Source organism: Bacillus hominis (assembly GCF_030348325.1).
In the GTDB taxonomy this organism is placed as follows: Bacteria; Bacillota; Bacilli; order Bacillales; family Bacillaceae_G; genus Bacillus_A; species Bacillus_A hominis.
Genome location: NZ_JAUCFS010000005.1, coordinates 712,501 through 725,114, shown reverse-complemented (window position 1 = coordinate 725,114; position 12,614 = coordinate 712,501). Strand labels below are relative to the sequence as shown.

The following is a 12,614-nucleotide window of genomic DNA, read 5'->3' as shown; positions in this document are numbered from 1 at the left end:
ATCCCCTTTCTAAACCATTTTAGAAAGCAATGAATCTAGCAAATGATTCCCCTGCTTTCCTTCTATTAAATCAGCCATATACTGACCAGAAACAGGACTTAATAAAATACCGTTTCGATAATGCCCAGTACAAGCATATAAACCTTTTATTTCTTCATGCTCTCCCATATAAGGAGCTTCATGATTCGATTGCGGTCTTAATCCTGCCCATGTGCTTTCCCACTCTGCTTCTTTTAAAGCTGGCAATATTGTATAAGCACGCTCTAATATAGAAGTAATACTTTCTGGCTGCACAGTCTTATTAAACGTATGAGGCTTCATCGTTGCTCCAATTACGTAACGTCCGCCGCGTTTTGGGGCAATATAAAATCTTTCTTGAAAAATAGGCGCCTTTAAAAGTGGTCTTCTACTTCTTACTGCAACCACTTCTCCTTTAACTGGATATGTACCCCAATCGCGGTGAAAATGACCTAGTAGCTTCGTGCTCCATGAACCGCCCGCAATAACAACTTTCTCACATGTGATAATACCTTCGCTTGTCACAATTCCAGTCACTTTATTATTTTCAATACGGATATCAAATACTTCTGTCTGTTCATATATATCAGCACCGGAAATTGCTGCAGAATGTGCGAATGCTTTCGTAAGCTCTGGTGCAATAACGTGACCATCTTTCGGATAATATACCGCTCCGATAATTGATTCGGATAGAAACGGCTCTTTTTCTCGCAAATGGCCTCCCGTTAGAAAATAGGAATCTTCACCTGTTTTCTGCTGCCAATCCATGATGTGAAGAATTCTCTCTTTCTCATCCTCATTTTGAGCGATACGATATATCCCTTTTTCCTCATAGCCAATATCAATCCCCGTCTTTTCACGTAAAACTGCTGCAAGTTGTGGAAATATAGCACGGCTTTCTCTAGCAAGTTCAAATAGCGGGTCATACGCATCCCATTCTGCCTGAACACCGAGTAAACCAGCAGCAGCTTTCGAAGCTTCCGATGCAATTCTCTGCTTCTCTATAATTGCTACTTTATGTCCTCTTTCTGCTAGAAAATGTGCAACTGAGCTACCAATTACACCACCGCCAATAATCGCTACATCATACTTCTCACACATGTTTCCCCGCCCACTTTCTTATTGATTCCTTATAAGATTTCACTCTGCTATACGGGTTACTATTACTTACAATTCCAGACATAACAGCAATTCCACTTACTTCACTTGCAAGAACATCCTTTGTATTTTCAGGAGTAATTCCTCCAATAGCTATAATCGGTATCGATAAGCTCTTTGCAATGTCCGAAATTTCCTCTAATCCTCTCGCTGGCACACCTTTTTTGCACTCTGTTGGGAATACATGACCATAAACGAGCGAATCAGCCCCATTCTTAAAAGCCTCTATCGCTTCTTCTAAAGAATGTACGGAATAACCAACATGCAAATACGAAAACTTTTCTTTTACTGACCTTACATCTGTACTTCGATACCCTAGCTGTACACGCGGGATATTTAATAAAACAGCAATATCAATTCGATCATTTATAACAAGCTTAGATGCTGGAAAGCCTTTTTTCAAAAGACTTTCCACACCTTCATATAATTCCTTCGTACTTTTCTCACGCTCACGAATATGCAAATAATCAATCTCACTCTCAATTTGCATCGCTACATTCACTAACTCTTCGAATGGCATATGGCCATTTGAGATTACATGGAGCTCATTTTTCATATTCATTCGCCTACTTTAAAATGTTTTCGAATAGTTCATCGGCTGGAACGATTTCTTTCGTCATTCCTTTGTCTTTCAGCCATTTATTTTGTTTCTCCCAAGACTCTTTTGAATCTGATAAGAATGGCTCATCTTTCGTTTCCATCTTCTCTAATAAAATTTTCATACTTTCTTTTTCAACTTCTGGCACAAGTGGGAAGTTTTCTTTTTCTTGATGATCTAATAAAATATTTAATGCTTCATCAGGGTTTTTCTTCATAAAGTCATACCCTTTTTTCGCCCCACGTAAAAAGGCTTGCAATGCTTCTTTATCCTTTTCCAACGTTTTATCACCTGTTACAAACACAAGTTCATGATAGTTCGGTACTCCGTAATCAGCTGGATTAAAGTACGCTGGTTCATGGCCTTCATGACGCATAACAGGTACTTCATGGTTAATGTATGCCCCTGTTACAGCATCTACTTTCTTCGTAATTAATGCTGGTACTAAATCAAACCCAACATCAACTACTTTCACCGTATCAGGATTACCACCATCTTCTTTTATCATCGTTTTTAAATACGCTTCACTTAAAGGTGTTCCAGAGTATCCTACTGTTTTTCCTTCTAAATCTTTAGGTGACTTAATACCTGCTGATTTCAGCGATACAACATGATTTAACGGCGAACGTACGACAGCTCCAATTGATTTCACTGGAATTTGTTCATTTGCTCTGGCCATAACAACATCTGGCTGATAATATAGACCAACTGTCACTTTCCCTGCTGCAGCTAACGTTAATGGATCAGTCGGATTAGAAGGGAATTTAATATTTACCTTTACTCCTTCTTCTTTAAAGTATCCTTTTTCAATTGCTGCATAAATAAAACTATGTACCGCATTTGGATACCAATCTAGCATGACCGTTATTTCTTTCTCTTTTTTACTCTTATCTGATGCTGAATTACTCGAGCACCCTGCAATCATTGCAACTAATAATGTAAATACAAAGATGCGTTTTAAAAATTTCATGAATGCTTCCTCCAACTAATAAATTTCTTTTCTAATATCGAAACAAGTATGACGAAAAAAATAGCTAATAATGATAACAATACAATTGGTGCAAATACACCAGCTCCATCTAACTGCGTCATCATTCTTTTACTGAAATATCCAAGCCCAGCTTGTGCACCGAGCCATTCTCCAATTGCTGCCCCGATAACACTAAGCGGAACTGCAATTTTTAACGCTGAGAAAAAGTAAGGAAGAGCAGATGGCAACTTTAGCTTTAGAAAAACATCTTTTTTTGTTGCACCATACGTAACTAAAAGCTCCTCCCATTCTTTCTTCGTACTACGCAGTCCGTCATACGTATTTACCGCAATTGGGAAAAACGTAATTAAGACAGTGACAACAACCTTGCTCCAAATGGTATATCCAAACCATAAAACAAATAGTGGCGCAAGTGCTGTAATCGGGATTGTTTGAGAAGCTACTAATAATGGATAAAATGCTCTTTCCATCCACGTATTCGCATTCATTAACATTGCTAGCCCCACACCTAATACGACAGAAATAACAACACCTATTAAAACGACGGATAATGTTGCCGGTAAATGAACCGTAAATAATATATCTTTTAGTTTCCATATCTTCATTACGATTGCAGACGGTGACGGTAAAATGTACATCTCATCTACAATTCTTGCTCCTACTTCCCATAGAGCAAGTAAAACTCCACTTAATATGAGGGCAGGTAATAACTCCTTCAAGCGATTCATCATACGAGTACCTGCCTTTGTAACATACTAAGGAGCTCTTCTTTAAGCGCTAGCACTTCAGGCTTATATAAATCTTTTCTTGTTCGGTTACGATCAAGCGGCACAATTCGCTCAGTTAAAGTTGCTATCGGTTGATTTTCTACAACCAAAATTCGATTAGAAAGAAACAATGCTTCTTCAACATCATGAGTGATAAATAAAATTGTTTTTTCCCACTCTTTCCATTGTTCAAACAACCATTCTTGCAAAGATGCCTTCGTTAAAGCGTCCAATGCACTAAAAGGTTCATCTAACAATAATATCTCCCCACCTGTTAATAAAGTTCGGATAAAAGATACGCGTTGTCTCATACCACCAGATAAATCTTTCGGATATTTTTTCTCGTACCCTTGTAAACCAAATTTATGTAACAGTTCTTTCGCTTTTACTTGCGCTTCTTTCTTCTGTACACCTTGGCACTCTAGCGGCAGGGCCGCATTCTCAATAATCGTCCTCCACGGCAAGAGCATATCTTTTTGGGGCATATACCCTACAGGATGACTCTTTGTTTCTGTCAGCTCTATCTGTCCAGTACTTGCCTCTTCTAAGCCTGTAATAAGGCGAAATAAAGTACTTTTCCCGCATCCACTCGGTCCGATAATACTTACAAACTCTTTATCTTGTATAGAAGCATTTAATTCATCGATGATTGGTTTCTCATCATAATGAAAGGAAACATTATGAAACTGTAGTATGTTCTTGCTCCTCAAAACCCCACATCTCCTTACGATAAGCCATATCCCAGAATAAATATTCAAATCGGCTGGAATATAAGAAAATCTCCTCTAATCGGTCTAGCTCTTTCTCTGACTTTCCAACTGCCATTTCATTTAATAAATCTATTAACCAAATACAAAGGTTACCGTATTCTTCAGAACTATATCCTTGAATCCATTCACCAAAGAACTCATGATCTCTTGCTCCAGGAATATCATTTAAACGCTTTCCAATCTCCCAATAGCTCCACATACATGGAAGTAAAGCTGATATTAATTCTGCAAGTGTGCCATTTTGAGATACAGACATCATGTAATTTGTATATGCTAAATTTTTAGCAGATGGTTTTGCAGATTCCATCTCTCGTGCAGAAATACCAAGTCTTTTTGCATATTGTTTATGAATCGTCATTTCACCATTTAAAATGCCATCAATTTGCTCTGCAAATTTTGCCATAACTTGTGGATTCGTTGCCTTTACAACCCCAATTGCATATAGCTTTGCATAATCTAGCAAATATAAATAATCTTGAATAATATAGTACTGGAATTTGTCTTTTTCCAACGTACCATCCCCCATACCTACTACAAACGGATGATTATGACTTTTCTCCCAAACAGGCTGCACCGTATCAAATAATCTTTCACAAAATTTCATTTATAATTCCCCTTCCTATATATCTATTTATCTCAATAAAAAAACCACTTCTGTGTATAAGAAGTGGTTACAGCAAATAAAATTATAATTTATTCGTTGTTCCACTTCCCTTCGCTAGTATTATCTAGATCAGGTGTTGTAAGGGTTAAGGATTATTCCTCTCTCAGCACATCAAGCACCCCTAGTGGTTTCAATATGAAATTTTTAAATAAAAAAGCCCCGTTTCTATACGCAAAGAAACGGGGACTCATTGTTAGTGTCCGTATTGCTTCCCTACGCTAGCATAATCTAGATCAGGTAATAAAAAGGATCAAAGACTTAAGGTCTTACTCTCAGCTGGCAACACCAGCCCTCCTAGCAAACTATAAAATTATCACTGTCAGTATAACACCGCCATAAGACATCATCAACTGTTTTAATTTTCTTAATTGTGAATTAAATACGAGCGTGTTAAACACATATAAATGCGACCCCACAAATGATATATACAATATTTATATATGAACCTCTCTTCTAACATTATTTATTTTTATTGATTTCATATTACATTTATGTGAATACGACCAATATATTATATCTTTATACTATAATAAAATTACAACTATACAACTAGAGGAGGTCTTTATTACATGAATATGAAAGCTACAGCTTTAACAGCAACTACTATCGCAATTGCTTCTTTACTTCCTTCTATGGGAGAATCCGATATACAAACAGCGGCTGCTAAGCAACCATCTACAGTAAAAACTGGATATGTAAAAATTGACAACGTTGCACTACATCAAAATAACCATGCAGACAGTGCAATAATTGATAACATTCGATTTAATAGCCCGGTTACTATTCTTGAGACAAATCCAGATTGGTATAAAGTATCTGTTAACAACAAAACAGGCTATATGAAAAAAGATGCAATTCTCTTCAAAAAAAATGTTCAACCAAAGAATCAATATATCGTAAATGCCAACGCATTAAACGTTCGTTCTGAACCTAATACAGAGTCTTCTATTCTAGATATATTACCAAATGGTCAATTCATTACCATTCAAGGTGAACAAGGGGATTGGTACAAAATATTACATAACGGTCAAATTGGATACGTACAAAAAACATTTGTATCTAATGGATCCACACCTCTAGTAAAAGGTGTAACTGTACAAGGTTCTCCTTCTTATACTGTTGCAACACCAAAATTAAATGTACGTAGCAACGCTAGTACAAGTAGCACTCTACTTGGCTCATTACAAAGTGGTACACAAGTACAAGTAGTAGAAACGGTAGGTACTTGGTATAAAATTCGTTTTGGCACAGGATACGGATATGTAGCAAAACACTATGTAGTGCAAAATCAAAATCAAGCACAAGCTAAAACAGCTCAACCTTCATCAATCCCAGCAGTTTTCAAATTCCCTACTCAAGGGAAAATCAGCTCCACTTTTGATATGCGCTGGGAGCAAATGCATTATGGTATAGATATAGCAGCACAAGGAAATGTCTCTATTCAAGCTGCTGCTGCAGGTAAAGTTGTGAAATCTTATTATTCAGCTAGCTACGGCAATGTCGTGTTCATCGCCCATCAAATAAATGGGAAATTATATACAACAGTTTATGCTCATATGAAGGATCGCACTGTACAAACTGGTGATCAAGTACAAACTGGACAATTAGTAGGTCATATGGGAAACACAGGTCATTCATACGGGCAACATCTCCATTTTGAATTACATAATGGGGAATGGAATTTTGAAAAAACAAATGCAGTGAACCCACTGCCATATTTAGTTAGGTAAATTTTATGCCACGCGATATACCTCTCTTTATTGAATACCTGGCCTTTTTAGGTTTAATCTGTTGTCTAGTCATTTATAATACGAACACTGTATTTTTATCTATTATTATTGCTTTTGTTGCTTTAGAAATCATTATGGAAGCATTACAAATGCGGCTAAAACAAAAAATTGCCCATATTTATAATGCAATTTTTCTTTTGAGTGCTCTTATAACAAATATAATTAGTAATGGTTTTTATTTATCTACCGTACTTCCTGTATTCTTTATAGGTGTTTTATTATTCATAGCTAGATACGTTAATGTTCCTAATAACCAAAAACATGAACAAGAAGCTTAGAAAGAGGAGACACTGTGTACCAATCTTTCAAAGATAATCCAATTCAATATATATTGAATTTATATAAAAAAATGAATACTTTTTTTGGTATACAAGGAAGTTATACTGCACAATTTCTCCTTTATGGAATGTTATTTCTTATCTTAGTTACTTTCTCCTTGTTTTACTAACAAAAAAGGATCTCACATAAACTTGAGATCCTTTTTTAATTTATATTAATTTTTAATATGTAAAATATGGTTTATCCACAAGCGTATTTTTCATAAATAAAACTAAGATTATATTTTTTCTCTAAGCTCATTCTTTGTTCATCGTCGCACCAATAGAAAAGAATATCATGAATCGTTGCATAACGCTTATTTTTAAGAAATAGTTTAAAGAATGATGGTAAACAATCATGTAATTGTATAAATATATAATTGCGTAGTATTTCTTCTTTGTATTCAATTCCCTTACAAATATACAGTAATTCTTCACAATAATATGCATGTTGTGGAACTTGGATCATTTCGAAAAATGGTACATACGATAGTAACTTTCCAATAAAATGACCATACCGATCCATTACCCCTATCGTCATATGCTCCATCATTTCTTTCATCACATATAAATAATCATCTACATGAGTTGTCTTTAAAGGGTCTAATCGATCGGAAATTTGAGAAAGTACAGCTTTTTGACAAGCTAAAACTGCTTGACTAGGTCCATAATATGATAGAAAGTCTGTACACTTACGATACTTTCGTAATAAGTCATGTGTATATAAATCATACACAAAAGTATTACAATGCATTGCTAAACTCATCATATCACTATTTAATTGCTCTTTTGACAGTAGCTTCGCTCGCTTACACATATAAAAGAATGTAAATTCCAATACTTCTTTATGAGATAATAGATGTTTGCAATCTGTTATACATTTCTCATTAAATTTAACTCGATCCCAAATCTCTACATCCTCAGCTGTTAATTCACCAATACGATATTTAATAATTAAATAGTTTAAAGCAACTGCTTTCGTCAAAAGATCCCATGTTTCATACTCCAATGAAGTTTGGACAAATTCATCTAGCCCTTGGGTTATCATAAAAGCATTTGCCTCTTCATACCAACCAATCTCTTGACATAAACGAAGAATACGTACTAGAGTTGGAATTTCATCTTTATGAAACTGCGGTAAATTCTTTACTTTATTCATGCCATATACGATAAATGCCGCTAAATTTTCTTCTTTATAAAATTCTTTTTCTTTCCATACTAATATAGTTCGCTCTTTCCCTTCACCTTTTGGATGACAAGGTACAAGCAAAGAAAATAACTCAGCGAAATTATTTGGTTCTATATATGTATCTGTAACCAAATTCCAATTTGGATCGCCCTGTACAGCCCTCATATAATTCCCCTTCCCTTTTTATCCCGCTATTTGCGTGCAGTAAGACTCCCACCTCAAAATTCAGTGAATGCGAGGAAGTTAGATGGGAGATAAAACTGCCCGTAAAAGCCCGATTGGTTCAACTAATAATCATTGGAGGATGGACAAAACCCCCAATAATTAAAGTTTCACTTTATCTATGTAGGAAATATTAATTCATTATTACATCATTAATAATAAATATTGTTATATTCAAAACCTCTCATAATACTTATATCTCTCAGTATATCATTTTTTCTCTTATTAAAAATTAGGAATGGAAAATTTAAAAAAACTGTCAAAAATATTGACTCTATACTTATTATATAATGTCTCAGATACATCACGCTAATATATTAGTTTAATCCATATATACTAGAATAATGTATCTGATCTTTATACATAATTTATTCCGTATGCTCCGAGATTTCACTTAGAGCAAACCCTGCTTGATCATCTGCTGATTTTCTTATAGCTAAATCACCTAGTGCTAGCATCCCAACAAGTTGACCGCTCTCAACTACCGGTAATCGTCTAATTTGATATTGTGCCATTAACTCTGTAGCTTTTTCAATAGAATCATCTGGAGAAACTGAAACAATGTTTGTTGTCATTACATTTGTAATTTGATTAGATCCAGGATGTTTTTCAGCAATCCCACGAACAACTAAGTCTCGATCAGTAACAAGCCCAACAACTTGTTTATTTTCAATAACAGGAATCATTCCAACCGATTCTTCCTTCATTTTTACAGCCGCCTCATATACATTATCTAACGGTGTACAATGTACGATATGAGTACTCATAAGTTCTCTAACTTGTGTCATTTTTCATCTCCTCCTTTTAATACATACCATAGCTTTTCCTAAATCCCTTTATTTATTTCAGGAAAATACGGTGATAAAAAGAGGCTTATACATAATAAAAAAGAGTCAGCAATATGCTGACTCTTTTTTTTATGACCCGTACGGGATTCGAACCCGTGTTACCGCCGTGAAAGGGCGGTGTCTTAACCACTTGACCAACGGGCCATGGCTCCGCAGGTAGGACTCGAACCTACGACCGATCGGTTAACAGCCGATAGCTCTACCACTGAGCTACTGCGGAATATATGGTGGGCCTAAATGGACTCGAACCATCGACCTCACGCTTATCAGGCGTGCGCTCTAACCAGCTGAGCTATAGGCCCATATACTTTACAGGGGCAGTAGGAATCGAACCCACACTGGAGGTTTTGGAGACCTCAGTTCTACCTTTAAACTATGCCCCTAAATGATGCCGGCTAGAGGACTTGAACCCCCAACCTACTGATTACAAGTCAGTTGCTCTACCAATTGAGCTAAGCCGGCATAAAAAAATGGTGGCTCGGGACGGAATCGAACCGCCGACACGAGGATTTTCAGTCCTCTGCTCTACCGACTGAGCTACCGAGCCAACATAAAATGGCGGTCCCGACCGGGGTCGAACCGGCGATCTCCTGCGTGACAGGCAGGCATGTTAACCACTACACCACGGGACCATTGGTTGCGGGGACAGGATTTGAACCTGCGACCTTCGGGTTATGAGCCCGACGAGCTACCGTACTGCTCCACCCCGCGACGATATTATGTTTTAAAAATAAATGGAGGAGGTAGAGGGATTCGAACCCCCGCGCGACTCTCGCCGCCTGTCGGTTTTCAAGACCGATCCCTTCAGCCGAACTTGGGTATACCTCCATGAAGGAAAAATTAATATCTTATTTATTTTTATATGTAACTAAACCACTTTTTTAAAAAATGGAGGAGGTAGAGGGATTCGAACCCCCGCGCGACTCTCGCCGCCTGTCGGTTTTCAAGACCGATCCCTTCAGCCGAACTTGGGTATACCTCCGACATATAAAAAATAAAGTGGAGCCTAGCGGGATCGAACCGCTGACCTCCTGCGTGCAAGGCAGGCGCTCTCCCAGCTGAGCTAAGGCCCCATGTTTTTGGGAAAATCGGGAAGACAGGATTTGAACCTGCGACCCCCTGGTCCCAAACCAGGTGCTCTACCAAGCTGAGCCACTTCCCGTTAATAAAAGCGCGCCCGAGAGGAGTCGAACCCCTAACCTCTTGATCCGTAGTCAAACGCTCTATCCAATTGAGCTACGGGCGCATATGGTGCCGAGGGCGGGGGTCGAACCCGCACGGTGGTCACCCACCGCAGGATTTTAAGTCCTGTGCGTCTGCCTGTTCCGCCACCCCGGCATATCATATTGAAAATTGGAGCGGAAGACGGGATTCGAACCCGCGACCCCAACCTTGGCAAGGTTGTATTCTACCACTGAACTACTTCCGCAAGACATGTATGAGTTATTTTATTAAAAGTGCGGGTGAAGGGAGTCGAACCCCCACGCCAAAGGCGCTAGATCCTAAGTCTAGTGCGTCTGCCAATTCCGCCACACCCGCATATTTTGTTAAAATGGTGAGCCATGAAGGATTCGAACCTTCGACCCTCTGATTAAAAGTCAGATGCTCTACCAACTGAGCTAATGGCTCTTAATGGCTGGGCTAGCTGGATTCGAACCAGCGCATGACGGAGTCAAAGTCCGTTGCCTTACCGCTTGGCTATAGCCCAATAATTAAGAAATGGTGGAGGGGGGCAGATTCGAACTGCCGAACCCGAAGGAGCGGATTTACAGTCCGCCGCGTTTAGCCACTTCGCTACCCCTCCGACATAAATGGTGGAGGATGACGGGATCGAACCGCCGACCCCCTGCTTGTAAGGCAGGTGCTCTCCCAGCTGAGCTAATCCTCCATTTTGCCTGGCAACGTCCTACTCTCACAGGGACAAGGTCCCAACTACCATCGGCGCTAGAGAGCTTAACTTCCGTGTTCGGTATGGGAACGGGTGTGACCTCTCTGCCATCATTACCAGACTATATTCATTTAAGACAAGAATCATTTTAACTTATTTAACTTTTAAAGTCAACAAGTTTTTTATATTCTCTCAAAACTAGATAACGTTGCTTCATATTATATGGTTAAGTCCTCGATCTATTAGTATTCGTCAGCTCCACATGTCACCATGCTTCCACCTCGAACCTATCAACCTGATCATCTTTCAGGGATCTTACTAGCTTACGCTATGGGAAATCTCATCTTGAGGGGGGCTTCATGCTTAGATGCTTTCAGCACTTATCCCTTCCGCACATAGCTACCCAGCTATGCCCTTGGCAGAACAACTGGTACACCAGCGGTGCGTCCATCCCGGTCCTCTCGTACTAAGGACAGCTCCTCTCAAATTTCCTACGCCCACGACGGATAGGGACCGAACTGTCTCACGACGTTCTGAACCCAGCTCGCGTACCGCTTTAATGGGCGAACAGCCCAACCCTTGGGACCGACTACAGCCCCAGGATGCGATGAGCCGACATCGAGGTGCCAAACCTCCCCGTCGATGTGGACTCTTGGGGGAGATAAGCCTGTTATCCCCGGGGTAGCTTTTATCCGTTGAGCGATGGCCCTTCCATGCGGAACCACCGGATCACTAAGCCCGACTTTCGTCCCTGCTCGACTTGTAGGTCTCGCAGTCAAGCTCCCTTATGCCTTTGCACTCTACGAATGATTTCCAACCATTCTGAGGGAACCTTTGGGCGCCTCCGTTACACTTTAGGAGGCGACCGCCCCAGTCAAACTGCCCACCTGACACTGTCTCCCGGGTCGATAAGACCCGTAGGTTAGAATTTCAATACAGTCAGGGCGGTATCCCACCAGCGCCTCCACCGAAGCTAGCGCTCCGGTTTCAATGGCTCCCGCCTATCCTGTACAAACTGTACCAAAATTCAATATCAGGCTACAGTAAAGCTCCACGGGGTCTTTCCGTCCTGTCGCGGGTAACCTGCATCTTCACAGGTACTATAATTTCACCGAGTCTCTGGTTGAGACAGTGCCCAAATCGTTACACCTTTCGTGCGGGTCGGAACTTACCCGACAAGGAATTTCGCTACCTTAGGACCGTTATAGTTACGGCCGCCGTTTACTGGGGCTTCAGTTCAGAGCTTCGCTTACGCTAACCCCTCTCCTTAACCTTCCAGCACCGGGCAGGTGTCAGCCCCTATACTTCGCCTTACGGCTTCGCAGAGACCTGTGTTTTTGCTAAACAGTCGCTTGGGCCTATTCACTGCGGCTTTCCGTTAAGAAAGCACCCCT

At 39.5% G+C, this 12,614-nt stretch carries 10 protein-coding genes, 20 tRNA genes, 2 rRNA genes and 2 riboswitches (1 of these 34 running past the window's edge); of the genes, 2 read left to right on the top strand and 30 right to left on the bottom strand.

Annotated features, from left to right (window positions below; all coding sequences use genetic code 11):
- Window positions 1-9 precede the first annotated feature (9 nt).
- From thiO to tenA, 6 genes are read right to left on the bottom strand one after another with little or no spacing between them, the layout of a single operon-like run.
- Window positions 10-1,119 carry a glycine oxidase ThiO gene (gene thiO, locus QUF93_RS06155; RefSeq protein WP_289358154.1) on the bottom strand — a complete coding sequence of 370 codons (1,110 nt, stop codon included), beginning with the start codon at window positions 1,117-1,119 and terminating at the stop codon, window positions 10-12.
- Complete coding sequence (gene tenI / locus QUF93_RS06150; protein WP_289358153.1) at window positions 1,112-1,732, bottom strand: thiazole tautomerase TenI; 621 nt, start codon at window positions 1,730-1,732, stop codon at window positions 1,112-1,114. The genes thiO and tenI overlap by 8 nt, the downstream gene beginning before the upstream one ends.
- Before the next feature lie 10 nt (window positions 1,733-1,742).
- Window positions 1,743-2,744, bottom strand: a complete 1,002-nt coding sequence (locus QUF93_RS06145) for an ABC transporter substrate-binding protein (protein ID WP_289358152.1) — start codon at window positions 2,742-2,744, stop codon at window positions 1,743-1,745.
- The gene (locus QUF93_RS06140; RefSeq protein WP_289360960.1) at window positions 2,741-3,493 is read right to left on the bottom strand and encodes an ABC transporter permease; all 753 of its coding nucleotides are present in this window, start codon (window positions 3,491-3,493) and stop codon (window positions 2,741-2,743) included. Before QUF93_RS06140 ends, QUF93_RS06145 begins: the two co-directional genes overlap by 4 nt.
- Window positions 3,493-4,242: an ABC transporter ATP-binding protein gene (locus QUF93_RS06135; RefSeq protein ID WP_128283092.1), complete on the bottom strand. Its 750-nt coding sequence runs from the start codon at window positions 4,240-4,242 to the stop codon at window positions 3,493-3,495. The genes QUF93_RS06140 and QUF93_RS06135 overlap by 1 nt, the downstream gene beginning before the upstream one ends.
- Window positions 4,211-4,906, bottom strand: a complete 696-nt coding sequence (tenA, locus tag QUF93_RS06130) for a thiaminase II (RefSeq protein WP_002116300.1) — start codon at window positions 4,904-4,906, stop codon at window positions 4,211-4,213. The genes QUF93_RS06135 and tenA overlap by 32 nt, the downstream gene beginning before the upstream one ends.
- An 89-nt stretch (window positions 4,907-4,995) precedes the next feature.
- Window positions 4,996-5,099: riboswitch (TPP riboswitch) on the bottom strand.
- A gap of 60 nt (window positions 5,100-5,159) precedes the next feature.
- Window positions 5,160-5,272: riboswitch (TPP riboswitch) on the bottom strand.
- A gap of 263 nt (window positions 5,273-5,535) precedes the next feature.
- Here tenA and QUF93_RS06125 point away from each other — a divergent pair.
- Both QUF93_RS06125 and QUF93_RS06120 read left to right on the top strand, forming a co-directional pair.
- Window positions 5,536-6,696: an SH3 domain-containing M23 family metallopeptidase gene (locus QUF93_RS06125; RefSeq protein ID WP_289358151.1), complete on the top strand. Its 1,161-nt coding sequence runs from the start codon at window positions 5,536-5,538 to the stop codon at window positions 6,694-6,696.
- A 5-nt stretch (window positions 6,697-6,701) separates the two neighbouring features.
- The gene (locus QUF93_RS06120) at window positions 6,702-7,034 is read left to right on the top strand and encodes a hypothetical protein (protein WP_289358150.1); all 333 of its coding nucleotides are present in this window, start codon (window positions 6,702-6,704) and stop codon (window positions 7,032-7,034) included.
- 241 nt (window positions 7,035-7,275) lie between these two features.
- Here QUF93_RS06120 and QUF93_RS06115 read toward each other — a convergent pair whose 3' ends face one another.
- The 24 genes from QUF93_RS06115 to QUF93_RS06000 all read right to left on the bottom strand — a co-directional run.
- Window positions 7,276-8,427 carry a DUF3965 domain-containing protein gene (locus tag QUF93_RS06115; protein WP_289358149.1) on the bottom strand — a complete coding sequence of 384 codons (1,152 nt, stop codon included), beginning with the start codon at window positions 8,425-8,427 and terminating at the stop codon, window positions 7,276-7,278.
- Between the two features lie 425 nt (window positions 8,428-8,852).
- Window positions 8,853-9,272 (bottom strand): CBS domain-containing protein, encoded by a 420-nt coding sequence (locus QUF93_RS06110; RefSeq protein ID WP_002116293.1) that lies wholly within the window; start codon window positions 9,270-9,272, stop codon window positions 8,853-8,855.
- A gap of 132 nt (window positions 9,273-9,404) precedes the next feature.
- Window positions 9,405-9,476, bottom strand: a tRNA-Glu gene (locus QUF93_RS06105).
- 1 nt (window position 9,477) lies between these two features.
- Window positions 9,478-9,552: transfer RNA gene (locus tag QUF93_RS06100), tRNA-Asn, on the bottom strand.
- Window positions 9,553-9,557: 5 nt separating this feature from the next.
- Window positions 9,558-9,634: transfer RNA gene (locus QUF93_RS06095), tRNA-Ile, on the bottom strand.
- A gap of 10 nt (window positions 9,635-9,644) precedes the next feature.
- Window positions 9,645-9,715 (bottom strand) — tRNA-Trp (locus QUF93_RS06090).
- A 6-nt stretch (window positions 9,716-9,721) separates the two neighbouring features.
- Window positions 9,722-9,794: transfer RNA gene (locus tag QUF93_RS06085), tRNA-Thr, on the bottom strand.
- 9 nt (window positions 9,795-9,803) lie between these two features.
- A tRNA-Phe gene (locus tag QUF93_RS06080) sits at window positions 9,804-9,879 on the bottom strand.
- Window positions 9,880-9,888: 9 nt separating this feature from the next.
- A tRNA-Asp gene (locus QUF93_RS06075) sits at window positions 9,889-9,964 on the bottom strand.
- 2 nt (window positions 9,965-9,966) lie between these two features.
- A tRNA-Met gene (locus QUF93_RS06070) sits at window positions 9,967-10,043 on the bottom strand.
- Between the two features lie 24 nt (window positions 10,044-10,067).
- Window positions 10,068-10,160: transfer RNA gene (locus QUF93_RS06065), tRNA-Ser, on the bottom strand.
- Window positions 10,161-10,221: 61 nt separating this feature from the next.
- Window positions 10,222-10,314, bottom strand: a tRNA-Ser gene (locus tag QUF93_RS06060).
- Between the two features lie 18 nt (window positions 10,315-10,332).
- A tRNA-Ala gene (locus QUF93_RS06055) sits at window positions 10,333-10,405 on the bottom strand.
- Window positions 10,406-10,420: 15 nt separating this feature from the next.
- A tRNA-Pro gene (locus QUF93_RS06050) sits at window positions 10,421-10,494 on the bottom strand.
- A gap of 10 nt (window positions 10,495-10,504) precedes the next feature.
- Window positions 10,505-10,578, bottom strand: a tRNA-Arg gene (locus QUF93_RS06045).
- A gap of 3 nt (window positions 10,579-10,581) precedes the next feature.
- Window positions 10,582-10,670, bottom strand: a tRNA-Leu gene (locus QUF93_RS06040).
- Window positions 10,671-10,686: 16 nt separating this feature from the next.
- Window positions 10,687-10,761, bottom strand: a tRNA-Gly gene (locus QUF93_RS06035).
- A gap of 29 nt (window positions 10,762-10,790) precedes the next feature.
- Window positions 10,791-10,871: transfer RNA gene (locus tag QUF93_RS06030), tRNA-Leu, on the bottom strand.
- 14 nt (window positions 10,872-10,885) lie between these two features.
- Window positions 10,886-10,961 (bottom strand) — tRNA-Lys (locus tag QUF93_RS06025).
- Window positions 10,962-10,965: 4 nt separating this feature from the next.
- Window positions 10,966-11,040 (bottom strand) — tRNA-Gln (locus QUF93_RS06020).
- A gap of 12 nt (window positions 11,041-11,052) precedes the next feature.
- Window positions 11,053-11,136 (bottom strand) — tRNA-Tyr (locus tag QUF93_RS06015).
- Between the two features lie 8 nt (window positions 11,137-11,144).
- Window positions 11,145-11,220: transfer RNA gene (locus tag QUF93_RS06010), tRNA-Val, on the bottom strand.
- A 5-nt stretch (window positions 11,221-11,225) separates the two neighbouring features.
- Window positions 11,226-11,341: ribosomal RNA gene (rrf, locus tag QUF93_RS06005) — 5S ribosomal RNA — on the bottom strand.
- Between the two features lie 101 nt (window positions 11,342-11,442).
- Window positions 11,443-12,614 (bottom strand): 23S ribosomal RNA (locus tag QUF93_RS06000); it runs 1,750 nt beyond the window's last position.